Annotated in this window: 12 protein-coding genes and 2 pseudogenes; 8 read left to right on the forward strand and 6 right to left on the reverse strand. The window is 71.0% G+C overall.

Annotated features, from left to right (window positions below):
- The first annotated feature begins 44 nt into the window (after window positions 1-44).
- From EHO50_RS37890 to EHO50_RS37900, 3 genes are read left to right on the forward strand one after another with little or no spacing between them, the layout of a single operon-like run.
- The gene (locus EHO50_RS37890; RefSeq protein ID WP_128436049.1) at window positions 45-1,325 is read left to right on the forward strand and encodes an NAD(P)/FAD-dependent oxidoreductase; all 1,281 of its coding nucleotides are present in this window, start codon (window positions 45-47) and stop codon (window positions 1,323-1,325) included.
- Between the two features lie 41 nt (window positions 1,326-1,366).
- Window positions 1,367-2,818, forward strand: coding sequence for an NAD-dependent succinate-semialdehyde dehydrogenase (locus EHO50_RS37895; RefSeq protein ID WP_128436052.1), 1,452 nt, complete (start codon window positions 1,367-1,369; stop codon window positions 2,816-2,818).
- Window position 2,819: 1 nt separating this feature from the next.
- Window positions 2,820-3,803: a D-2-hydroxyacid dehydrogenase gene (locus tag EHO50_RS37900; RefSeq protein ID WP_128436055.1), complete on the forward strand. Its 984-nt coding sequence runs from the start codon at window positions 2,820-2,822 to the stop codon at window positions 3,801-3,803.
- A 666-nt stretch (window positions 3,804-4,469) separates the two neighbouring features.
- Here the strand turns inward: EHO50_RS37900 and EHO50_RS37905 are convergent.
- From EHO50_RS37905 to EHO50_RS37915, 3 genes are read right to left on the reverse strand one after another with little or no spacing between them, the layout of a single operon-like run.
- Window positions 4,470-5,909, reverse strand: a complete 1,440-nt coding sequence (locus tag EHO50_RS37905; RefSeq protein ID WP_128436058.1) for an NAD-dependent succinate-semialdehyde dehydrogenase — start codon at window positions 5,907-5,909, stop codon at window positions 4,470-4,472.
- Window positions 5,906-8,800 (reverse strand): FAD-binding and (Fe-S)-binding domain-containing protein, encoded by a 2,895-nt coding sequence (locus EHO50_RS37910; protein WP_128436061.1) that lies wholly within the window; start codon window positions 8,798-8,800, stop codon window positions 5,906-5,908. The genes EHO50_RS37905 and EHO50_RS37910 overlap by 4 nt, the downstream gene beginning before the upstream one ends.
- Complete coding sequence (locus EHO50_RS37915; protein ID WP_128436064.1) at window positions 8,797-10,065, reverse strand: aspartate aminotransferase family protein; 1,269 nt, start codon at window positions 10,063-10,065, stop codon at window positions 8,797-8,799. Before EHO50_RS37915 ends, EHO50_RS37910 begins: the two co-directional genes overlap by 4 nt.
- Window positions 10,066-10,327: 262 nt before the next feature.
- Here EHO50_RS37915 and EHO50_RS37920 point away from each other — a divergent pair, with 262 nt between their 5' ends.
- The 5 genes from EHO50_RS37920 (at window position 10,328) to EHO50_RS37940 (ending at window position 19,895) form a co-directional block, all read left to right on the forward strand.
- Window positions 10,328-11,953, forward strand: coding sequence for a PucR family transcriptional regulator (locus EHO50_RS37920; protein ID WP_246101785.1), 1,626 nt, complete (start codon window positions 10,328-10,330; stop codon window positions 11,951-11,953).
- Between the two features lie 440 nt (window positions 11,954-12,393).
- Window positions 12,394-14,379, forward strand: coding sequence for a beta-galactosidase (locus tag EHO50_RS37925; RefSeq protein WP_128436070.1), 1,986 nt, complete (start codon window positions 12,394-12,396; stop codon window positions 14,377-14,379).
- A 16-nt stretch (window positions 14,380-14,395) separates the two neighbouring features.
- The gene (locus EHO50_RS37930; RefSeq protein ID WP_128436073.1) at window positions 14,396-16,531 is read left to right on the forward strand and encodes an alpha-galactosidase; all 2,136 of its coding nucleotides are present in this window, start codon (window positions 14,396-14,398) and stop codon (window positions 16,529-16,531) included.
- A gap of 40 nt (window positions 16,532-16,571) precedes the next feature.
- The gene (locus EHO50_RS37935) at window positions 16,572-18,083 is read left to right on the forward strand and encodes a glycoside hydrolase family 43 protein (RefSeq protein WP_128436076.1); all 1,512 of its coding nucleotides are present in this window, start codon (window positions 16,572-16,574) and stop codon (window positions 18,081-18,083) included.
- 57 nt (window positions 18,084-18,140) lie between these two features.
- Complete coding sequence (locus EHO50_RS37940; RefSeq protein WP_128436079.1) at window positions 18,141-19,895, forward strand: cellulase family glycosylhydrolase; 1,755 nt, start codon at window positions 18,141-18,143, stop codon at window positions 19,893-19,895.
- Window positions 19,896-19,962: 67 nt separating this feature from the next.
- On the opposite strand, the pseudogene EHO50_RS37945 reads toward EHO50_RS37940, so the two are convergent.
- The 3 genes and pseudogenes from EHO50_RS37945 to EHO50_RS37960 all read right to left on the reverse strand — a co-directional run bounded on the left by EHO50_RS37945 (window position 19,963) and on the right by EHO50_RS37960 (window position 23,116).
- Window positions 19,963-20,836: pseudogene (locus EHO50_RS37945) on the reverse strand (LacI family DNA-binding transcriptional regulator).
- Between the two features lie 206 nt (window positions 20,837-21,042).
- Window positions 21,043-21,430: pseudogene (locus EHO50_RS46195) on the reverse strand (cellulose binding domain-containing protein); the annotation flags it as partial.
- Window positions 21,431-21,469: 39 nt separating this feature from the next.
- Window positions 21,470-23,116, reverse strand: a complete 1,647-nt coding sequence (locus tag EHO50_RS37960; protein WP_128436081.1) for a glycoside hydrolase family 27 protein — start codon at window positions 23,114-23,116, stop codon at window positions 21,470-21,472.
- Window positions 23,117-23,270: the final 154 nt, after the last annotated feature.

Consider the following 23,270-nt stretch of genomic DNA (forward strand, 5'->3'; position numbering starts at 1 on the left):
GCCCGACCGCGCCCCACTTCGAAACTCCCCGCAGAGGACCCGAGATGAAGACGATTCCCTACTGGATAGAAACCGCTGGGGTGTTTCCCGACCGGTCCGGCAAGCCGCTGACCGAGGACACCGACCTGGTGGTCATCGGCGCCGGCCTGACGGGTCTGTCCACCGCCCTCCACGCCGCCCGCAAGGGCGCCCGTGTCACCCTTGTCGAGAAGGGCCAGATCGGTTCCGGTGCCTCAGCGCGCAACGGAGGCATGGCGAACCTGGGCTTCACGATCGGCGTGAGCCAGGCCATCCGCCGGTACGGACTCGAACGGGCCCGCGAGATCTACAACTCCTACGGCGAGGCCGTGGACACCGTCGAGCGGCTCGTGAACGAGGAGTCCATCGACTGCCAGTTCCGTCGCGTCGGACGCCTGGGCGTCGCCTCCCGCCCCGCGCACTTCGAGAACAAGAAGGCCCAACAGCGCGACTTGGCCAAGTACTTCGGACACGAGACCACACTGATCGGCAAGTCCGAGCTGCGTTCCGAGATCGGATCCGACGCCTACCACGGCGGCCTGCTCGACCCGTTCAGCGCCGCACTGCACGTCGGCCGCTTCGTGCGCGGCATGGCCGAGGCGTGCGAGCGCACCGGTGTCGAGATCCACGAGCGCAACGCGGCCATCGGCGTGCGGCGTACCGCCGCCGGCCGATTCGAGGTCAGCACCGAGCGCGGTGTGATCCGCGCCGGGCAGGTCATGATGGCCACCGACGCCTACACCGACAAGAACTTCCCGTGGCTGCGCCGCCAGCAGGTCTGCGTGGGCAGCTTCATCATCGTGACCGAGCCGCTCGGTGAGGAGCTCGCCCGGGACATCATCCCGAAGGGCCGCCTCCTCGTCGACTCCAACAAGGTCTGCCACTACTTCCGGCTCACCCCGGACAACCGGCTGCTGTTCGGCGGCCGTGCCCGTTTCGCGCCGTCGGACCCCACCTCGGACAAGAAGAGCGGGGCCGTTCTGTTCCGTGAGATGTGCGAGATCTTCCCCCAACTCGCCCGGACGAAGGTCGAGTACGTGTGGGGCGGCTCCGTCGGCTTCGCCATGGACCGCATCGTGCACGCCGGACAGGCCGATGACGGCGTGTACTACTCCATGGGATACGCGGGCCACGGCGTGCAGATGGCCACGCACATGGGGCAGGTCATGGCCGAGGTGATGGACGGCCACCCCGAGGCCAGCCCCGTCCGCGACATCGCCCCGCCCCGCATCCCCCTCTACAACGGCACTGCCTGGTTCCTGCCCTTCGCGGGCGCCTTCTACAAGACGCTGGACCGCATCCGCTGACCGGTCGGCAGCCCTTCTGCACCTACAAGGAGATACCCACGATGACTGTCGTCCGTGATGTTCCCAAGCAGCTGTTCATCGGCGGTGGTTGGCAGGACGCCGAGTCCGGCCGGACCCTGTCCGTCGACAACCCGGCCACCGGCGAGGAACTGTGCCAGGTCGCCGACGCCTCACCCGCCGACGGCCGGCGTGCCGTCGAGGCGGCGGTCGCCGCGCAGGCCGCCTGGGCCGCCACCGCGCCCCGGGTGCGCAGCGAGATCCTGCGCCGCGCCTACGACATCATCATCGCGCGCACCGAGGACCTCGCGCTGCTGATGACCCTGGAGATGGGCAAGCCCCTGGCCGAGGCGCGTGCCGAAGTCGCCTACGCGGCGGAGTTCTTCCGCTGGTTCTCCGAGGAAGCCGTCCGTATCGACGGCGGGCTGACCACCGCCCCCGACGGCAGGAACCGCCTGCTGGTCACCCGTCAGCCCGTCGGCCCCTGTCTGCTCATCACCCCCTGGAACTTCCCTCTGGCCATGGGCACCCGCAAGATCGGCCCCGCCATCGCCGCCGGCTGCACCATCGTTCTCAAACCCGCACCCCAGACCCCCCTGGCCAGCCTCGCCCTGGCGGAGATCCTCACCGAAGCGGGTCTGCCGGCCGGTGTGCTGAACATCGTCACCACCACCGACGCCGCCGGTGTCGTCGAACCCCTGCTGCGCGGCGGGCAGATCCGCAAGCTCTCCTTCACCGGCTCCACCCAGGTCGGCCGGATCCTGCTGGCCCAGTGCGCCGACACCGTCATCCGCACCTCCATGGAACTGGGCGGCAACGCCCCCCTCATCGTCTTCGACGACGCCGACCTCGACGTGGCCATCGAAGGCACCATGGTCGCCAAGATGCGCAACATGGGCGAATCCTGCTGCGCCGCCAACCGCATCTACGTCCACACCTCCATCGCCGAGGAGTTCGCCACCCGCCTCGCCGCCCGTATGGCCGCCCTGAAGGTCGGCGACGGCACCGAACCCGGCACCGACGTCGGACCCCTCATCGACGCCGCCGGCCGCAGCAAGGCCCACGACCTGGTGCGGGACGCCGTCAAGCGCGGCGCCACCGTCCTGACCGGCGGTGAACTCCCCGAGGGGCCGGGCTGCTTCTACCCGCCCACCGTCCTCACCGGCATCGCCCCCGACTCCGCGATCATCGACACGGAGATCTTCGGCCCGGTCGCCGCGATCCGTACCTTCGACACCGAGGACGAGGCCATCGCCGCCGCCAACGACACCGAATTCGGCCTGGCCGCCTACCTGTTCACCCAGAACCTCGACCGCGCCCTGCGCGTCGCCGAACGCCTCGAAAGCGGCATGATCGGCCTCAACACCGGACTGGTCTCCAACCCCGCCGCCCCCTTCGGCGGCGTCAAGCAGTCCGGCCTGGGCCGCGAAGGCGGACGCGTCGGCATCGACGAGTTTCTCGAATACAAGTACATCGCCGTCCCTACCGGAGCCTGACATGGCCGACCGTCTCGTCGTCCTCTACCGGGGCAACCGGCCCCCCGCCACAGGACTCATCGAGCGGCTCGCGGACACCGTCTACGCCACCGAGGAGGAACTCCCTTACCTCCTCCCCGGTGCCGACGCCCTCCTGGCCTGGGTGACCATCACCCCGGCCATCCGCGAAGCCTGGCCCGACAACCCCGAGAAGGCACCCCGGTGGGTCCACGCGTCCTCCGCGGGAGTGGACTCGTTCCTCTTCCCGGCCCTGGTGGACGATCCGGGCGTCGTTCTCACCAACGCCCGCGGCGTCTACGACCAGCCGACCGCCGAGTACGTCCTCGGCCTGATCCTCGCCCTCGCCAAGGACTTCCCCGGCACCTGGGAGCACCAGCAGCGCCGCGAGTGGCGTCCGCGCCCCAGTGACAGCGTCACCGGACGCACCGTGCTGGTCTGGGGCACGGGGCCGATCGGCCGGGCCACCGCCCGGCTGCTTCGGGCCGTCGGCATGCGGGTCTGCGGCGCGGGGCGCAGGGCCCGCACGGACCACCCGGACTTCGGGACGGTCCACGACTCCGCCACCCTGCATGCAGCCCTGGCGGAGGCGGACTACGTCGTCCTGGCCGCCCCCCTCACCCAGGGCACCCGGGGCATGGTCGACGCCCCCGTGCTGGCCGCGATGAAGCCGGGGGCCCGGCTGATCAACGTCGGCCGGGGCGGACTCGTCGACGAGGAGGCGCTGGTCGACCATCTCGCCGCCGGACGGCTCGCCGGGGCAGCCCTGGACGTGTTCGCCCAGGAACCGCTGCCTGCCGAATCACCCCTGTGGGACATGCCCGGCGTGATGATCTCCCCGCACACGGCGGGCGAGACCACCAGCGAGCGGGAGGCGCTCGTCGAGGTGTTCCTCGACAACCTCACCCGGCACATCGAGGGCCGGCCGCTGCGCAACGTGGTGGACAAGCGACGCGGATACGTGATCGACGAGACGCACCCCGCCTGAAGGGCGAGTACGCCGCCCTTCATCCCCAGCACGGACAGCACCATCAGCGCGGCGGCCGGGCCGATGATGGTCCCGGGGGCCGGTTCGGCGTACGGCCGGTTCTTTGAGAGGAGGCGGCCCCACCCCGGGGTGGGCGACTGTTCGCCCCGGCCCAGGGAGGCCGGGACCAGGACGGTAGTGGACAGCCGGAGCAGGGCGCTGCGCAGGAGGGCTGGGAGCACCGTGGGCAGCAGGTGGCGGCGCGGCAGGCGCAGCCGTCCCGCGCCGAGCGCGACGGACGCGGCAATGTGCCCGCTCGCGCGTTCCTGTTCGCGCAGAGCTGCGGTCTGGGCGGCGTAGGCCCTCGATGCGACCACGCAGACGGCGCCCACGCGGACGGTCCGGTCACGCCCTCGGATCAGCAGGCTCGCGAGGACGGCGGGCAGGGTGGACAGGACCCTGTCGGGCCCGCGCTCGCCCTCGGAGCCATGCCCAGCAGCAGCCCGGTGACGGCGCTGACCGCCGTCACGAGGGCGCCCCCGGCCGTGCGCAGCGCGCCGTGGCCGACCGGGCCAGAAGGTCACGGCATGCCGCCGCCCTCCGTGGCCGTCTCCCTGCCCGACCCCCTCTTCGAGCCAGGCCGGCTCCCCGAGCTGGGGAAGTCGGTGACCGACACGGCGGCGGAGCTCACCGCACGGGCACGGCGAGGTACTGGTACTCCAGGAACTCGTCGATTCCGACCCTGCCGCCCTCGCGGCCGAGCCCGGACTGCTTGACGCCGCCGAAGGGCGCGGCCGGGTTGGAGACGAGGCCGGTGTTGAGGCCGACCATGCCGACCTCAAGGCGCTCGCTGACGCGCAGGGCGCGGTCCAGGCCCTGGGTGAAGACGTAGCCGACCAGGCCCCAGGGGGTGTCGTTGGCTCGCCGGATCACCTCGTCCTCGTCGTCGAAGGTGAGGATCGCGGCGACGGGACCGAAGATCTCGGTGTCCATGAGGCGGCTCTCGGGGGACACGTCCGTGAGCACGGTCGGCGGGTAGAAGCAGCCCGGACCCTCCGGCGTCCGGCCACCGACGAGGACTCGGGCACCGCGCTCCACCGCATCGGCGACCAGCACCTCCACCTTGCCACGCCCTGTCCTGTCGATCAGCGGGCCGACGTCGACGCCGTCACGCGTACCGGGGCCCACGACGAGCGCGCCCATGCGCTCGGCCAGGCGCCGGCCGAACTCCTCCGCCACCGACCGGTGCACGAAGAAGCGGTTGGCGGCCGTGCACGCCTCGCCCATGTTGCGCATCTTGGCGATCATCGCGCCGTCCACGGCCTTGTCCAGGTCGGCGTCCTCGAAGACGATGAACGGCGCGTTGCCGCCCAGCTCCATCGAGGTTCGTACGACCGCCTCCGCGCTCTGGGCGAGGAGCAGTTGTCCGACGGCCGTGGAGCCGGTGAAGGACAGCTTGCGAATCCGCCCGCCACGCAGGAGCGGTTCGCACACCTCCCCCGCACGGGAGGTGGTGACGACGTTGAGCACGCCGTCCGGCAGCCCGGCCTCCTTGAGGATCGCGGCGAGAGCCAGGCTGGACAGAGGGGTCTGCGGGGCCGGCTTGAGCACCATCGTGCAACCGGCCGCGACGGCCGGGCCGATCTTGCGGGTGCCCATGGCCAGCGGGAAGTTCCACGGGGTGATCAGCAGGCACGGGCCGACCGGGCGGCGGGAGAGCAGCATCCGGTTGCGGCCGTCGGGCAGGGTGCCGAAGCCGCCGTCGATGCGGACGGCCTCCTCAGAGAACCAGCGGAAGAACTCGGCCGCGTACGCCCCCTCTCCCCTGGCCTCGACCAGCGGCTTGCCCATCTCGGCCGTCATCAGATGGGCGAGCTCGTCGGTGCGCTCGACGATGATCTCGTAGGCGCGGCGCAGGATCTCGCTGCGCACTCGGGGTGCCGTACGGGCCCACCCCTCCTGCGCCTGCACGGCCGCTTCCTCGGCGAGCTTCGCGTCCTTGGCGCCGGCGTCGGCGACATGGCAGAGGATCTCGCCGGTCGCAGGGTCGTCGACGGGCATGGTGGCGCCGTCCGCGGCATCCACCCAGGCACCGCCGATGAACAACTGCGTGGGTGTGTCGCTCATGAGGTTCCTCCTGGTTGATCGGCCGCGGGGTCGAGCAGTTCCGCGAGGTGCAGGGCGCGGATGCCTCGGTCACCGGCGAGGTGGTCGATCTGGGTGGCGCAGCTGAAGCCGTCGGCCACGACAACCGTCGGCGTGTCCTGGTCGATGCCGTCGAGGCGTGGCTTCAGCGCCAGTTCGGCTACGGCCATCGAGGTGTCGTAGTGCTGTGCCTCGAAGCCGAAGTTGCCGGCGAGTCCGCAGCAGCCCTCGGCCTCGTCGACCTTCGTCACGCCGAGGCGGCTGAGCAGGTCGCGTGGGTGGCGGCCCTTGAAGGTGGCGTACTCGTGGCAGTGGGTCTGCAGGACGACGTTGTCCGGCAGTGCGGGAGGCGTCCAGCCGGGCGCGGCGAGGTCGCTCAGGGCACCGGTGAAGGTGTGGACGCGAGCCGCGACGCGCTGGGCGGCGTCGGTGCCGAGCAGTTCGGGCACGTCACGCTTGAGGGCCGCGGCGCAGCTGGGTTCGGCCACGATGATGGGCCGGTCGTCGCCGTCGTCCAGCCGGGCGACGGTACGGGCCATCACGCGGCGGGCGATGGACAGCTGGCCGGTGCTGACCCAGGTCAGGCCGCAGCACAGGCCGTCCTGTGCCGTACACGGGAGGCCGGCGTCGGCGAGTACGCGGCTCGCCGCTCCCGCCACCTCGGGGCGGAAGGCGCGGGTGAAGCTGTCGACGAAGAGCAGGGCTTTCGCCGGTTCACCGGTCCTCGCCGAGCGCAGGGCCCGGCGCAGCGCGAGCCGGGAGGCGAAGGCCGGGATCCGGCGCTTCGTGGTCACCCCTCCGAGGCGGGCGAGCAGCCTGCCGACCGGTCCGCGCAGCAGCGCGTTGACCGGGCGGGCGACGTATCCGGCGAGTGCGGAGGTCAGGGGCAGCCAGCCGAGGGAGTAGTGGGAGCGGGGCCGGAGCCTGCCCTTGTAGTGGTGGTGCAAGAACTCCGCCTTGTACGTGGCCATGTCCACGCCGACCGGGCAGTCGCTGGAACAGGCCTTGCAGGACAGGCACAGGTCGAGCGCGTCACGCACCTCCGTCGAGCGCCAGCCGTCCTCCACCAGCTCGCCCCGCACCATCTCCTGGAGCAGGCGGGACCGGCCCCGCGTGGAGTCGTTCTCCTCGCCCGTGGCCCGGTAGCTGGGACACATCACGCCGCCCGCGTCGCTACGGCAGCGGCCGACACCGACGCAGCGGCGTACCGCGCCCGCGAAGCCGTCCTCGTCGTGCGGGAAGGAGAAGAGGGTCTCGACGGGCAGCACGTCAGCGGGCGTGTGCAGCGCCAGATCGGCGTCGAGCCGGGCCGGGGCCACGATGACGCCCGGGTTGAGCAGTCCCTCGGGGTCGAAGATCTCCTTGAAGGCGGCGAACGCGCGGATCAGCCCGCGGCTGTACATGACCTCCAGCAGCTCGCTGCGGGCCCGCCCGTCGCCGTGTTCACCCGACAGGGTGCCGCCGTGGCCGACGACCAGGGCGGCGGCCTCGGTGAGGAAACGGCGCATCACCGCCCGCCCGGCCTCGGTCGCCGGGTCGAAGTCGATGCGCACATGGACGCAGCCCGCGCCGAAGTGCCCGTAGAGCACGCCGGTCAGGCCGTGGTCGACCAGCAGCTTGCGGAAGTCGCGCAGGTAGGTGGCCAGGTTCTCGGGCGCGACCGCCGCGTCCTCCCAGCCGGGCCATGACTCCCCGCCGTCCACCAGGCGGGCGGCGAGCCCGGCACCGTCCTCACGGACCCGCCACAGCGCACGCCGTTCGGCCACGCTCTCCACGACGCGCCCGCCGGTCATGCGGCCCCGGGTCTTGAGCACGTCCAGCAGTTCGGCGGCGCGGGCGTCGACCGCGTCCTGGTCGTCACCGTCGAGCTCGACGTACAGCCAGGCCCGCCCGTCGGGCAGTCCGGTCACGGAGTCGGGACCACGCCGGGCACGCATGGTGGCGACGATCGCCTCGTCCATGCCCTCCACGGCGGTGGGATTCCAGCGCAGGATCTCCGGCACGTCCTCGGCCGCGTCGACCACGTCGTCGTAGCCGAGGGCCAGCAGGGTGGAAGCCTGTGCGGTCGCCACCAGCCGGACCGTCGCTGCGGTGACGACCGCACAGGAGCCCTCGGTGCCGACCAGGGCACGTGCCATGTCGAAGCCGTGCTCGGGCAGCAGGTGGTGCAGTTGGTACCCGGAGACCTGGCGCGCGATACGGCCCTGCTCGGTGCGGATCGGCGCCAGGTTGGCGTCGATCAGGCGGCGTACATCCGCTTCGAGGCGGGCGACACGCCGGCCGGCGTCCGTGTCGTTCGGGTCGGCCGCGCGCAGGCCGGTGCGGTCGGCGACGGCCCGCACGCCGTCGGCCGTCACGATCTCCAGCGCCTCGATGTGGCTGCTGGTACGCCCGTGCCGCACCGACCGGTTGCCGCACGCGTCGTTGCCGATCATGCCGCCGAGGGTGCAGCGGCTGTGCGAGGAGGGGTCTGGTCCGAAGGTGAGCCCGTGCGGGGCGGTCGCGCTGCGCAGCGCGTCGAGGATCACTCCTGCCTCGACGCGGGCGGTGCGCGTGATCGGATCGATGTCCAGGATCCGGTTCATGTACCGGGAGAAGTCCAGGACGACACCCGGCCCGACCGCGTTGCCGGACAGGCTGGTGCCGCCGCCGCGTGCCGTGACCGGGACACCTGTCTCGCGACAGGCACGCAGCACCGCGACCACGTCGTCGGCGCTGCGGGGAAAGACCACGGCCCTCGGCGGGACCCGGTAGTTGGAGGCGTCGTAGGCGTAGAGGCCGGTGGAGCCAGGGCCGGTCTCCACCCGCAGGCCGGGAGCGGTCTCGGCGAGCCGCGCGACCAGCGGCTCCAGGGCCGTGGTGGTGTCCGTCATCGCCCTGCCGCTCCCGATGTGCCGACCTCGACCGCGGTCGCCCACGCCTGGAGGCCCTCGTCCACCGCCGTCTCGTCGATGACGAGCGCCGGGATCATGCGTACGACCTGGTTCCAGGCGCCGCACAGCAGCAGGAGCAGCCCCTGGTCCACCGCCGCACGCTGCACGCGGGCGGCGGTCTCGGGGTCGGGGCTGCCGTCCTCGGTGACGAACTCGGTGGCCAGCATGAGCCCGAGGCCGCGGACGTCGCCGATGCCCGGCGTCCGATCGGCCACCGCCTCCAGGCCCTGGCGCAGCCGCTCGCCCATCGCCTCGGCGTTCTCGACCAGCTTCTCGTCGCGTACGACGTCCAGAGTCGCGCAGGCCGCGGCGCAGGCGACGGCGTTGGCGCCGTACGTGCCGCCCTGCGAGCCGGGCCACGCCTTGGTCATCAGCTCCTCGGAGGCGGCGATGCCGGACAGCGGGAAGCCGCTGGCCAGCCCCTTGGCGGTGACGAGGATGTCGGGCGTGACTCCGAAGTGGTCGTGACCCCAGAAGCGGCCGGTGCGGCCGACGCCCGTCTGCACCTCGTCGAGGATGAGCAGGAAGCCGTGGCGGTCCGCCCGCTCTCGCAGCCCCTCCAGGAAGGCCCGGGTCGCGGGCACATACCCGCCCTCGCCGAGCACGGGCTCGACGATGATCGCGGCCGTGTCGGCGGGCGAGGAGATCGTCTGAAGCGTGTAGTCCAGCTCCTGCAGGGCGAAGCGGGTCGCGGTCTCCTCGTCCCAGCCGTACCGGTAGGCCGACGGGAAGGGGGTGACGACGACACCGCTCATCAACGGGGAGAAGCCGGAGCGGAAGCGCGTGCCGGAGGTCGTCATGGCGGCGGCGGCCACCGTACGGCCGTGGAAGCCGCCGTGGCAGACGACGATGTTGGGGCGGCCGGTGGCCTGGCGGGCCAGCCGCAGCGCGGCCTCCACCGCCTCGCTGCCGGAGTTGGTGAAGAACAGACTGTCCAGGCCGGTCGGCAGCACCTCGCCGAGCTTGTCGACCAGCCGACGCAGCGGCTGGTGCATGACGGTCGTGTACTGGCCGTGGATCAGCGTGCCCACCTGTTCCTGCGCCGCCGCCACGACCTTGGGGTGGCAGTGCCCGGTGCTGGTGACGCCGATGCCTGCGGTGAAGTCCAGATAGCGGCGACCGTCCTGGTCATAGAGGTGGACACCCTCGCCCCGGGCCGCCACCACGGGCGTGGCCTGGCGAAGGTGCGGCGACAGTGCGGTCATGTTCGTCTCCCGGCCTCGGTTCGGTCTGCTGCGGTCTCCCGAGCATCTCGGCGGACCAGGGCCGCGCCAACGCGCGATCTGTCCGGCCGGGACGCGATATCCGGACGTTGTGTCAGCCCCCGAGGGAGCCATGCCGGGTGCCGACCCCCCAACGGATCACTCACGGATCGCTCTTGCGCAGGTCAGCGACGCTTGCCAGAGTGGCCGGGCACTCCCCCGAGCTCTCGGCTCAGCTCGAGCAGGGGACCCCCAGGGAGACACCGTGAACGACAACCACCCGGCCGGCCAAGGGCCCACCCGTCCGCTCACCGTGGCCGACGTCCTGGCCCTTCCCGTCCTGGCCGCCGGACAGCCCCAGGTGGTCACCGGCGTGCCCCAGCTGGACCGGCCGGTCAGGTGGGTCCACATCACCGAACTGACCGACCCCGCGTCCTTCCTCAAGGGCGGCGAACTGGTCCTCACCACCGGTATGCCGCTGCCGGAGGACACGGTGGGCGTGCGCCGGTACGTCGACGAACTCGCCGACATCGGGGCGGCGGCGCTGGTCATCGAACTCGTACGGCGCTATCACCGACCGCCGGACGCGCTCGTCGACGCCTGCCGTCTGCGCGGCCTCCCCCTCGTCACCCTGGCCAAGGACGTCAACTTCCTTGAGGTCACCCAGGTCGTGCACGCACTCCTGCTCGGCAACCAGGCGGAGGCGATGCGCCGCACGCAGCACATCCACGAGGCGTTCACCGCCTTGACGCTGCGGGGCGCCGGGCCGGAGGACGTGGTGCGAGCGGCGGCGGAGATGAGCGGGCGCACGGTCGTGTTGGAGAACCTGGTACACCAGGCACTGATCTGCGAACCCTCCGGCACCACGGTGGAGAAGGCACTCGCCGACTGGGAACAGCGGTCCAGGGCGACCGGGCCCGGCGACAACACGGCGACACGCGGCCCGGAGAACTGGCTCACCACACCGGTCGAGTACCAGGGCGAACGCTGGGGCCGTGTGGCCATGCTCCCGTCCCGCATGGAGGAGCCCGCCTTCGGGCCCGAGGACATCACCGTCCTGGAGCGAACGGCGATGACCCTGACCGTCGCCCGTCTCATCCACCCCACACCGTGGGAACACACCGCACACCGCAACGCCCTGCGCGACCTGGTCGAACAGCGCCACCACTCCCCGGCGGACGCCCGCACCCGCTGCGCCGCGCTGGGCCTGCCCGCCCAGGGCGGCACCTTCGTCGGGGTCCTCGTGGATCTCCGTACCGGGCAGGGGGAAGCCGAGCCCGAGACCCGCCTGCTGCAGGAGCTGCGCACGGCAGGCATCCCGGCCCTCGTCGGCGAACTGGCCCCCGGCCGCCTCGGCATCCTGCTCGCTCTGCGCGCCCCCCAACTCTGGCGTCCCGTCGTCGAACGCCTGGCCGGCACCGCGCTGGGCATGGCCCCCCAGGCAGTCGTGAGTGTCGGCTCCGAGGTCACGGACCTCTTCGACACCGCCCGCTCCTTCCGCGAGGCGGCCCACATCACCGAGGCCACCCCGCTCGGCCAGCCCCTCCCCCCGGACCGCTCCTTCCACGAGCTGTCCGACATCGGTCTCCGTCGGCTGCTGCACGCCCTCCGCGAGGACACCCGGATCCAGGAGTACACCGAACGGCAGCTCGGTCGGCTCATCGAGCACGACACCCAGCACGGCACCGATCTGCTGACGACCCTGCGGCACTACCTCGACGCGGCCGGCAACAAGACCACCGCGGCCCGCCGGGGCGGCCTCTCCCGCGAAACCATGTACCAACGCCTGCGCACCATCGAGCGCCTCCTCGCCCGTGACCTCGAGTCCGGCGAACAACGCACCGAACTTCACGTGGCCCTCACGGCACTCGACGTGGTGCGAACCCACTGACGAAGCACGACCTGGGGTCGGTCCGCGAGCGCAGAGACCGCCGACACATGGCCTGAGCCTCGCCCACCGGCCGGCCATGGCAGTTTCGCGGTCGAACTCACCGAGAAGAGGTGAATCGTCGAAGCGCATCGACGCAGGCACTGCCCCTGACAGGCTGTCAATGACCAGGAGAAGCAAACTTTCTTTGCGCCGGGACTCTTGTTTCGCGCGAAATAAGTCCGTTAACTTCCCGTCGCAGGTGAAGCGCTTCGACAATCTCATTTCAATCTCACAGGGAAGGACCGCCTCCATGACGCACGAGCTGAACCGAAGAGGTTTGGCCGGGTCGCACAGTTCGACGAGCGGCCGAGGGACGAACAGGCACGGCTCACACCAATTCTGACGATGCATCAGAGCACGAGCACCGTGTGCACCCGACTCTCCGTACCCGAGGAATCGTCATGACGGCACGCAGCATCACCGACCGCCTGGGCGGCCTCGCCTTCGGTGGCGACTACAACCCCGAGCAGTGGGACGAGCCGGTCTGGAAGGAGGACGACGAACTCATGCGCCGGGCCAGGGTCAACCTGGCCACTCTCGGCGTCTTTTCCTGGGCCCTGCTCGAACCCGAACAGGGGCGCTACGACTTCTCCTGGCTCGATGCCCACATCGAACGCCTCCACGCGAACGGCGTGGCCGTCGACCTCGCCACGCCGACCGCCTCCCCGCCGCCCTGGTTCACCCTGGCCCACCCCGACGCGCTGGCGGTCCGGCCCGACGGCACCCGCCTCGTCCACGGCAGCCGCGACACGTACTGCCTCGCCGCCCCCGCCTACCGCAGCGCGGCCCGCCGGATCGCCTCCGCGCTCGCTGAGCGATACGGCGACCACCCCGCCCTCGCGCTGTGGCACGTGCACAACGAGTACGCCACGCTGTGCTGGTGCGACCACGCGGCCGCGGCCTTCCGGGTGTGGCTGCGTGCCCGCCACGGCTCACTGGACGCCCTCAACGAGGCCTGGGGAACGGCCTTCTGGAGCCAGCGCTACACCTCCTGGGAGCAGGTGCTGCCGCCGCGCGCGACGCAGTGGCACAAGAACCCCGGCCAGGCACTGGACTTCCACCGCTTCTGGTCCGACGAGATCATCGCCGCCTACTGCGAGCAGCGCGACGCGATCCGCGCGCACAGCGACCGGCCGGTGACGACCAACCTGATGCTTCCCGCCTACCAGAACGTGGACCTGTGGGCCTTCGCCCGGGAACTCGACGTGGTCACCTGCGACCAGTACCCCAGCGCACCCGGCCTGGCCGCCGCCGCCGACGTCGCCTTCCACGCAGACCGCGCCCGCTCCCTGGGCGGCGGCCGTCCCTGGCTGCTGATGGAGCAGGGCACCAACACCGTCTACGACGGCGATCGGGTTCTCGCCAAGGACCCCGGTGACATCCTGCGCCACACCCTCGGCCACATCGCGCGGGGCTCCGAAGGCGCCCTCTTCTTCCAGTGGCGGCAGTCCCGGGCCGGCGCCGAGACATGGCACTCGGCGATGGTGCCGCACGCAGGACCCGACAGCCGGATCTTCCGCGAGGTCACGCAGACCGGGGAGGCGGTCGCCCGCCTCGGCGAGCTGGCGGGATCGACGGTGTCCGCCTCGGTGGCCGTACTGCACGACCCGGACGCCTGGTGGGCCCTCGGCGTCGACGGCCTGCCCTCCCCGGAGCTCGACTACCACACGGCACTCGCCCGGGCGCACCGCACGCTGTGGGACGCCGGCGTCACGGTCGACTTCGCCCACCCCGAACACGAGTTGGGCCGCTACCCACTCGTCGTCGCACCGGCCCTGTTCCTCCTCTCCGACCGGGCGGCCGAGAACCTGCGCCGTTACGCCGCCGCCGGCGGAACGCTCCTCCTCCAGCACGCGAGCGGCTACACCGACGAACGCCTCCACGCCCGCCTCGGCGGCTACCCGGCCGCTCCCCTGCGCGAGGCTCTGGGCATCCGCGTCGAGGAGTACCGGCCGCTGCGACAGGATGAGCGGATCACCCTGTCGGACGGGTCGCACGGCACGGTCTGGAGCGAGTCCCTGCGCACCGAGGGCGCGGAGACGCTCGCCACCTACACCCACGGCATGCTCACGGGCAGCCCCGCCCTCACCCGGCACCGCTTCGGCACCGGACAGGGCTGGTATCTCTCCACCCGCCTGGACGACGCCGCCTACGGCGCCCTGGTCGGCCGCCTGCTGAAGGAGGCCGACGTCGAACCGGACGTGCCGGTCCTGCCGGCCGGTGTCGAAGCCGTCACCCGGCACGCACCCGACGGCCGCCACTGGCAGGTCCTGCTCAACCACAACCCCGAGGCCGTGCCCCTGCCGGACCCCGCCCATGATCTGCTCACCGATGCCCTCACGCACGAACTGCCGCCCGGCGGCTGCGCCGTTCTGCGCGGGCACTGACCTCGAAAGGGCCGCCATGGCCAAGGAACAAGGGACCGTCCACTGGGGGCACGAGGCCCTTCACCTCGAGATCGCCCTCGATGACGACGGCAGGCCGCGCCTCACCCACCTCGGACTGCCGGGCGAAGCGCAGAGACTCCCCGGTGAATCCCTTCCCCTGGTGGAGGTGACGGCCACGGGTCACGGCCGCGGCTGGTCGGGCAACCGCCTCGTGGGCACCGATCTCGGCGGGCGTCTGCGCCATCGGACCCACAGCGCGACCCGCGACGGCGACTGGCACACACTGACCGTGCACCTCCACGATCCGGACACCGGGCTGGCCGCGGAGGTGACCTACCGTTCACCGGACGGCATCCCCGTGCTCCGCAGCGAGGTGACCCTGCGCAACGAAGGGCAGACCACGCTGCACCTGGAGTCGGTGAGCTCGCTCGCGGTGGGCTGCCTGACCCCCCGGGATCCGGCGGCCGTCGACGCCGCGGACCTGCTGTGGGCGGAGAACGACTGGCTCGCCGAATGCCGCTGGCAGCGACAGCCGATGCGCCGGACCACACCGGCCCACGGCGGACGGGTGAGCAACGGGCACGGTAGAGCCGGCTTCGCCCTCAATGGACAGGGCACCTGGTCCAGCTGCGGACGCCTCCCCATGGGCGGCCTGACGGACCGGATCACCGGTCGCACCTGGGTGTGGCAGATCGAGCACAACGGCGGGGGCTGGCGCTGGGAATGCGAAGAGCACGACAAGGCGGCCTACGCGGCGCTGTTCGGCCCCACCGACACCCACCACGGCTGGCGGCACTCCCTTGAACCCGGCGCCGACTTCCGCACCGTACCCGCCGCCCTGTCCTTCAGCGCCGACGGCGGCCCCGACGCCGCGTTCGCCGCGCTGACCCGCTACCGCCGCGCCCAGCGCCGCCCGCACACCGACCACCAGCGCCTGCCCGTCATCTTCAACGACTACATGAACTGCCTGATGGGCGACCCCACGACCGAGAAGCTGCTGCCGCACATCGACGCGGCGGCCGACGCGGGCGCCGAGTACTTCGTGATCGACGCCGGCTGGTACGACGGCGACAACGGCGGCTGGTGGACCACCGTCGGCGCCTGGGAACCGGCCGCCTCACGTTTCCCCGGGGAGAAGGGGATCCACGAGGTGCTGGACCGCATCCGGGAGCGCGGCATGGTTCCCGGCCTGTGGCTGGAGCCGGAGGTGATCGGCGTACGCAGCCCCATGGCCGAGTCCCTGCCCGACGAGGCGTTCTTCCGCCGCGACGGCGTCCGCGTCACGGAGGCCGGCCGGCACCACCTGGACCTGCGCCACCCGGCCGCCCGCGCCCACCTGGACCAGGTCGTGGACCGCCTGGTCGGCGAGTGGGGCGTCGGCTACCTCAAGCTCGACCACAACATCGACCCCGGCTCCGGCACCAGCGCCCACCCCGGCGAGACCCCGGGGGCCGGCCTGCTCGGCCACAACCGGGCGCACCTCGACTGGCTCGACGGCATCCTGGACCGCTACCCGCACCTGGTGGTGGAGAACTGCTCCTCGGGCGGCATGCGCTGGGACCACGCACTGCTGTCCCGAATGCAGCTGCAGTCCACGAGCGACCAGCAGAACCTCCAGCTCTACGCGCCCATCGCGGCCTCCGCGCCGACCGCCGCCACCCCCGAGCAGGGCGCCGTCTGGGCGTACCCCCAGCCGGAGGACTCCCTCGACGAGGTGGCCTTCACCATGGTTAACGCGCTCCTCGGCCGGATCCATCTCTCCGGCCGCATTCCCGAACTCGAGCCGGAGGCCCGCGCCTTGGTGCACGAGGCGGTAGCGGCGTACAAGGCCATCCGCGCCGACCTGCCGCAAGCCGTGCCGTCCTGGCCACTCGGCCTCCCCGGCTGGGACGACCCCTGGATCGCTCTCGCCCTGCGCACTCCCGCCATCACCTACCTCACCGTCTGGCGCCGCCCGGGCGGTGAGGCCACCACCACCCTCCGGCTGCCTGAGCGGGCGGACAGCGCAGCCCGCGTCGAGGTGCTGTATCCCGCCGCACGTCAGGCCGTTGCCGTCTGGAACCCGGACACGGCCGACCTCACCGTGACCCTGCCCACCGCGCCGTCCGCGGCGCTGCTGCGCATCACCCGCACGGAGCCGGACGCTCGCTGAGCTCCGCCCTGCTGCTCACTCGACGAAAGGACGACCAAGGGTGCCCGCTCAGAACCAGCCCGCCCGCGCCACCAACCCCGTGCTCCCCGGGCTCCACCCCGACCCGAGCATCTGCCGTGTCGGCGACGACTACTACCTCGCCTGCTCCAGCTTCGAGTACTTCCCCGGCGTACCCCTCTTCCACAGCCGGGACCTGGTGCACTGGCGGCAGATCGGCAACGTACTGGACCGGCCCGAGCAGTTGCGTCTGCCGGCCTCCATGCCGTCCTCAGCCGGCATCTACGCCCCCACCCTGCGCCATCACGACGGCCGCTTCTGGTTGATCGTCACCAACTGCAGTGAGGGCGGCGGCAACCTGATCGTCACGGCCACCGACCCGGCCGGACCATGGTCGGATCCGATCCCGGCACCGGGCGTGCCCGGGATCGATCCCGACCTGGCCTGGGACGAGGACGGCACCTGCTGGTGCACGGTCGCGGGGGTGTCGCAGGTCCGCCTCGACCCGTCCACCGGCGAGACGTACGGGACCCCACGCAAGCTCTGGTCGGGCGGGCCCGGCGCCAAGGCCCCGGAGGCGCCGCACCTGTACCGGATCGGCGACTACTGGTACCTGCTCATCGCCGAGGGCGGCACCGAGCGCGGCCACGGCGTGTCGATCGCCCGCGGCCGCACGCCCCAGGGCCCGTTCGAGGCGTGCCCCGCCAACCCGATCCTCACCCAGCGCGGCACCGACCACCCCGTGCAGAACACCGGCCACGCGGACCTGGTCCAGGCGCCCGACGGCTCCTGGTGGATGGTCTTCCTCGGTGTACGACCGCGCGGCGGCACCCCCGGCTGGCACGTGCTCGGCCGGGAGACCTTCCTGGCGCCGGTGACCTGGGAGGACGGCTGGCCGGTCGTCGGCGAGGTCACCTTGGACCTGTCCGCGCTCCCCTGGCCGCTCTCCCCCGCTCCCGCCGAGGAACGGCGCGACGACTTCGAGCTCAGCGAACTCGGGCCGACCTGGCTCTCCGTGCGGGACCGTCCTGCCGAGCTCTGCACCACCAAGGAGCGCCCCGGATGGCTGTCGCTCCGCGCGCGGGGCGGCTCCCTGGACGAGCCCGATGTGGTGTTCACCGGCCGGCGCCAGCAGGACCTCACCTGCCGCGCACGCACCCTGGTCGACCCGTCCGAGGGGCGCGGCGGCCTCGCCGTCCGGCTGGACGAGCGGCACTACTACGCGATCGAGGCGTCCGGGACGGACGTACGGGTGATCGCGCGCGTCGGCTCCCTGCGCACGGTCGTGGCCGAACGCTCCGTACCGGCCGGGCCGCTGGTCCTCGCCATCACCATCACGGACCCACCGCCTCCGCACGGGCCGTGCACCGGACCCGACGTCGTCTCCCTCGGCATCGAACAACCCGACGGCACGTTCACCGAGTTCGCGACCCTCGACGGCCGCTATCTGTCGACCGAGGTCGCCGGCGGCTTCACCGGCCGGGTCATCGGCATGTACGCCACCGCAGGCACCGTCCACTTCGACTGGTTCGACTACAAGCCCGTCGAAGGCTGAACCGACCGAACGGCACGACCGAAACCGAACGGCACGACCGACCGAATGGGACGACATATGAGGGACATACGGCACCCCGCACACCACCGCAGCCGCGGCCCCGGCCGCCTGGCCTCCCTACTCCTGGTGCTCGCCGTCATGCTGGGACTGGCCGGCGGCACCTCGACCGCCGCGACCGACAACGCGGCGGAGCCGACACGGTCCACCGTCAGAGTTCCGGCCCGCGCCATGGACGCCGTCGCCGCGATGCAGCCCAGCTGGAACCTGGGCAACACCCTGGACGCCATTCCCGACGAGGACTCCTGGGGCAACGGGCAAACCACCAAGGCGACGTTCGAGAAAGTCGCCGCGGAGGGTTACCGCAGCGTCCGCATCCCGGTGACGTGGAGCGCCCACCAGTCCGCCACCGCGCCGTACACCATCGACGCCACCTACATGGCCCGCGTCAAACAGCTCGTCGACTGGGCGCTGGACAGCGGACTGTACGTCGTGCTCAACGTCCACCACGACTCGTGGCAGTGGGTCGAGAAGATCACGAGCGACCACGACAACGTGATGGCCCGGTTCAACTCCACCTGGTCCCAGATCTCCACGACCTTCCGTGACGCGCCGCGCACCCTGGTCTTCGAAGGCATCAACGAGCCGAGCTTCGCCGGTGCCACGGACGCGCAGAAGTTCCAGTACCTGAGGGAGCTGCAGACCTCGTTCCACTCCGTGGTCCGCGCCTCGGGCGGCGCGAACGCGAACCGCCTGCTGAGCTTGACCACGCCGGCCGGCAGCCCCGACCAGCCCTTCATGGACGACCTGTACAAGACGATCACCGCGCTGAACGACGATCAGCTCGTGGCGCAGGTGCACTTCTACAGCTGGTACCCGTTCAGCGTGAACGTCGCGGGCGGCACCCACTACGACGCCACCGCGCAGAAGCACCTGGACGACACCTTCGCCAACATGCACAACACCTTCGTCGCCAAGGGCATCCCGCTCTACATCGGCGAGTACGGCCTGCTCGAGTGGCCCAACCACTTCCACCCCTCCCGCGTCGAGCGGGGCGAGGCGCTGAAGTACTTCGAGCATGTGGGATACACGGCGCGCAAGTACGGCCTCACCACCGCCCTGTGGGACCCGTTCTCGTACCTGAACCGCGAGACCCTGCAATGGCGTGACCCGGCCCTGATGAACTGGATCAAGTCGAGCTGGACCACCCGCTCGGGCACGGCGTCCTTCGACAAGGTCTTCGTGCCGAAGTCCAGCCCGATCACCGCCAAGTCGCTCACCCTGAACCTCAACGGCACCAAGTTCTGCGGGGTGTGGCAGGGCAGCACCAAGCTGGTCCCGGGACGGGACTACACCGTTTCCGGCAACCAGCTGACCTTCACCGCCAGGGCACTGACCCGCCTGGTCGGCAACCGCGAGTACGGCGTCAACTCGACCGTCCAGGCCCGGTTCACCAGCGGCCTGCCCTGGAACATCGACATCGTCACCAACGACGTTCCGGTGCTGTCGGACGCCACCGGCACCACCGACTCGTTCACCATTCCCACCCAGTACCGGGGCAACGACCTGGCGACCATGCACGCCACGTACGCCGACGGCACCAATGCCGGCCAGACCGGCTGGACTCCGTACCAGGAGTTCAACAAGGCCTTCTCGCCGGACTACCCGAACAGCACGATCATCCTGACCCCCGAGTTCCTCAACGCGCTCCGCGACGGGGAATCGGCGACGTTGGTCTTCCACTTCTACAGCGGCACCACCGTCACGTACCACGTCACCAAGTCCGGCAGCTCGGTCACCGGCACATCCTCCTGACCGACTGACCGGCCCCTCGCCCTGGTTGCCCTCCCCGGCAACCAGGGCACGCGTGTCCACAGGCCCCTCACTCCTCCTTCGGCGGAGCCGTGCTCTCCCGGACGGTGAGGGTGGTCGCGATCTCCAGTCCCACCTGCGGCACTTCCTCGCCGCGGCCGAGCGTCAGAGCCAGCTCGGTGGTGGCTGCCGCCATCTCGGCCAACGGCTGATGGACGATGGTCAAGGGCGGATCCATCCAGGCCACGACCGGTACGTCGTCGAAGCCCACCACGCTGAGATCGTGCGGGATGCGCAGGCCCAACTCGCGTGCGGCCTGGTAGACACCGAGCGCCTGCATGTCGTTCGCGGTGAACACCGCGGTGGGGCGATCGGGACGGGAGAGCAGCTCCCGTGCCGCGGCGCACCCATGCTCGCGCGTGAGCTGGGTCTTCACCACCAGGTCGGGTTCCATCGGCAGTCCGGCTTCCGCGAGAGCGGACGAGTAGCCGGACAGCCGTGCGAGGCAGAAGGGGTGGTCAGGCCCGCTGATCATGGCGATGCGCCGGTGTCCCAGGCCGACCAGATGCCGGGTCGCCGCCTGACCGCCCCTCCAGTTCGTGGCACCCACGAACGGCACGTCGTCGGGCAGCTCGTCGATCGGGTCGAAGACGACGAACGGGATGCCCTTCGCAGTCAGTCGACACCAGCACACCGATCCGGTTCCTGCGGGCCACGCGCTCGACACCGCGGATGATCTCCACGGCCCACATGCTCTCCAGCTCGCGGAACACGAGCTCCACGAGGTTGCTGCGGCTCTTCGGGGGCTTGCGGTAACCGTGCTGGTGGATCAGTTCCTCGACCCGGGCCCGGGTCTCGTCCGACACCCCCGACCGGCCGTTGAGCACCTTCGACACAGTGGGCACGGAGACGCCCGCGGACTCGGCGATGTACGCGATCGTCACCGATGCGGGTCCCCCGCCGCGCTCACCGTGGTCCTCCGTCGAAGGTCTTCCCGCTCGGTTGTCCGGCACGGTCGCCTTTCCCCATCCCCTCGCCTGCTGCCGCCACCATTCTCGCAGCCGGCAGAGGAAGCCACGCGGTGCCACCGTCGGTGGACGCGCCTGGCAGGTGCGATCGGGGGACAACGGCTCCAACGACGGCGACACCTCCCTGTCACAGCGCAGGCAGTGCCGTTGAGGGTGTGGGACGTCGGCGGGGCGGAATTGCCGGTGTGGGCTGCTTGGAAGCCGATGTCGACCGAAGCGCCTGGAGCGATGGTGGCGTTGTGGTGCCTGTGTTGGTGATGGTGATGTCCGACGTCAGGCCGGTGTTCCAGGCGCTGACGGGTTGGAGGTCTGGAACTGCGTGAAGAACTTCCAGACCTCTTGTGGCACCCAGGTCCTGGAGCCGCTGTCACCGGCGGCCCCGTCCTGCGGAGCGGCTATGTGTCCTTCGTCGAACGCGGCCCAGGCGACCGGATGCCCGGCCGAGCACCCCGAGTAGGTGGTGACCCGGTGCGTCAGACTGCCCTGCGCCGGCTCGGGCGGGTTCTGAGGCTCGTCATCGTGAAACTCCTCTTCTCAAGCCGCGGTTATTCACGTGCGGGTCCACTTCTGGTTGGCCTGGCCGTTGCAGGTCCACAGAACCAGCGGGGTCCCGCCCGCGGTGCCGGCCCCGTTGACGTCGAGGCACAGCCCGGCATGGACGTTGCGGATCGATCCGTCGGAGCCGACGGTCCATTTCTGGTTGTTCTGGCCGTTGCACGGCCAGGTGACGACCCGGGTGCCGTTGGTGGTGCCCTGGTCGAAGGCGTCCAGGCACTTGTCACCGAAGACGCGGATCTCGCCGCCCGCCCATGTGGTCCACAGTTGGTTGGCGGCCGTGTGGCAGTCCCAGAGCAGTACCGTTGCCCCGGCCGCGGTGGAGGTGTTGTCCACGTCCAGGCAGCGGCCGGATGCGGTGCCGCGCAGCCGCGAGGTGGTGGCGGTCTGCGGGCTGCCCCCGGTCACCCGGAACACGGCCACGCCGTGCGCGGGGACGCTCGCCGAGATCTGCCCGGACGTGCTGGACGTGCCGGCGGTCCACAGGTCGGTGAGGGTGAACGGCCCGCCGGACAGGCCGACTTGCGCGGCCGTGGTGGTGATCGTCGCCGTACCGCCTCCCCGGTTGAACAGGCCCACCGCGACCGAGCCGTCGGACAGGGGCTTGGCGAACACCTCGGTGCCGCCGTCGTCGCGCACCCTGCGCCCGCCCGCTCCCAGCGAGTCCTGGTTCACCGCCAGCAGACGCGGGTTGCGCAGGATCGCGCTCACGTCGGCGGACATGGTGCGGATGTCGTTGCCGGCCATGAGCGGGGCGCCCAGCAGCGCCCACAGGGCGAAGTGGGAGCGGGACTCGGTCAGTGACAGGCCGGGGCGGCCGACGACCAGCATGTCGGGGTCGTTCCAGTGGCCCGGGCCGGACTGCGCCGCCAGCGGCGCGGTGACGTCCAGGACGTTGCCGACGCCCATCGGATAGCTGTTGGTGTTGCCGTTCTGCCAGATGTCGAGCAGGTCCTCGGTCGTCCGCCACAGGTCGGCGACCTCGCCCCAGTTGTACGTGGCGCCGGTGATGGCGTGCAGGCTGTTGGGGTTGATGCTGTAGACGATGGGCCGCCCGGTGGCGCGCAGCGCGTCACGCATGAGCGTGAACCGCGCGACCTGCTCGTCACGAGTGCCGCTGGGGGAACACCAGTCGTACTTGAGGTAGTCGACGCCCCAGGAGGCGAATGTGGCGGCGTCCTGGGCCTCGTGCCCCCTGCTGCCCGTGGACCCCGGGTAGCCACCCGTGGCCTGCGCGCAGGTGCGCTCGCCCGGCGCCTGGTAGATGCCGAACTTCAGGCCCTTGCCGTGGATGTAGTCCCCGAGTGCCTTCATCCCGCTCGGGAACTTGGCCGGATTGGCCCGCAGGTTGCCCGCCCCGTCACGCTGTGGGTCGAACCAGCAGTCGTCGACCACGACGTACCGGTAGCCGGCGTCCCGCATTCCGGAGGACACCATCGCGTCGGCGGCCTGGCGGACCTGCGCCTCGGTGATCCCGCACCCGAAGCTGTTCCAGCTGTTCCAGCCGAGCGGTGGGGTCAGCGCCGGGCTGCCCGGCGCGGCCGAGGCGGTGGGTTGAGAGGAAGCCGTCACGGACGCGGTGACCGTCAGCACAGCGGTCGCGAGGAGACGGAGCAATCGTCCGGCTGATCGTCTGGGCACCTAGGGCTCCTTTTGCAGGGGGATCACAGGGGTCCGAAATTTCGGGTGTCATTCGGAAACCGAGAGCCTCACGGATACTAGAGAGGCGAGCGGTCATGTCAACACATCCGGCAAACCTGCCATGCTTTGCACGCCAAGGACCGGGGACGCGGCA

Source organism: Streptomyces cyaneus (assembly GCF_004028635.1).
Lineage (GTDB): Bacteria > Actinomycetota > Actinomycetes > Streptomycetales > Streptomycetaceae > Streptomyces > Streptomyces cyaneus.